The organism is Mycobacterium sp. TH-M82 (assembly GCF_057473605.1).
Window position 1 is genome coordinate 1 of the sequence record NZ_JBYCKY010000354.1, and the last position, 1,210, is coordinate 1,210.

At 67.8% G+C, this 1,210-nt stretch carries 1 protein-coding gene and 1 pseudogene; one reads left to right on the forward strand and one right to left on the reverse strand.

Going from position 1 to position 1,210, the window contains the following annotated elements:
• A pseudogene (locus AC2VON_RS11010) lies at nt 1-618 on the reverse strand (secreted hydrolase); the annotation flags it as partial.
• A 58-nt stretch (nt 619-676) separates the two neighbouring features.
• Between AC2VON_RS11010 and AC2VON_RS11015 the strand changes: the two are divergent.
• The coding region (locus AC2VON_RS11015) for an aldehyde dehydrogenase family protein (protein ID WP_486952988.1) at nt 677-1,210 on the forward strand (534 nt) is incomplete at its 3' end.

The following is a 1,210-nucleotide window of genomic DNA, read 5'->3' on the forward strand; positions in this document are numbered from 1 at the left end:
GCCCCAGCGCAGCGTTCCGGTCATCGCCATCCCGGTCTGAAAGTAGGAGCAGGTGTCGTCCTGGCCGAAACAGGCGATCTTGCCGTTGTAGGTCGAAGCGCCCAGCGGCACCGGTGCCCGGGTGGGCGTCACGTCGAGATCAAGCTGCATCAAACGCCCAGCTTGATCGCAACCGGGCAGCCTCACCCGATAGGTGTAGGGCAGCAGGTGTCCGTCGGTGTCGCGGCAGGTCGCCCAGACCGCGGTACCCGTGCCGCTGCGGTAGCCGATGTCGAGATGCCCCGCAGCGGCGGACAGCTTCGGCGCAGCGTCCGGGCGCAGGCTGGCCGGGGGCATGTCGTAGTCGGTGTAGGTGCCGTACTCGCCGGTGTCGAGGTCGAACAGTGCCATGGTGTAGAAGTCGGCGACCACCGACCCACCCGGGCGGTTCCTGTTGACGATGGTCAGGAACGCGAACGCGCGGCCTGATAAATCGGTCGCGGCGGTGAGCCGGCCGGCGAGAAACCAGGTGTCGGACTCGTGGTCGGGGTGATCGCCTTCGGCGCGGGGGAATTCCAGCCGGCCGGGCACCAGCCAAAACGGGTACTGACGCCAATCTCCATGGTCCGGATCGGTCATTGCGCTGTTATGTTAGCGTCGGTGGTAAAGTCCCGTCCCGTTCATAAGGTGGTGTCCGATGACACGATCCGATCACCGTTTCTATGACGAACTCTTCATCGGCGGGCGTTGGTGCAAGCCTGCGACCGACAAGCGGCTCGCGGTGATCTCCCCGCACACCGAGCAGCCGATCGGGGAGGTTCCCGAGGCCGCCCCCGAGGACGTCGACCGGGCGGTCGCGGCCGCCCGCACCGCCTTCGACGACGGTCCGTGGCCGCGGCTGAGCCCAGACGAACGGATGGAGAAGGTCGAGAAGCTCGCCGCCGTCTACGGCAGCCATTTGGAGGAGATGGCCGACCTGATCACCGACGAGATGGGGTCGCCACGGCAGTTCTCCCGGCAGGGGCAAGCTGTCGGCGCGGCCGCGATGATGCACCTGGGCGTGGCGACCGGGCGGGAGTTCCCGTGGGTCGAGCGCCGCCACGGGCTGCTCGGCGAGGTCCAGCTGCGCCGGGCGCCGGTCGGGGTGGTCGGTGCCATCGTGCCGTGGAATGTGCCGCAGTTCGTCATCATGCCCAAGCTGATCCCGGCGTTGATCGCGGGCTGCACCGTC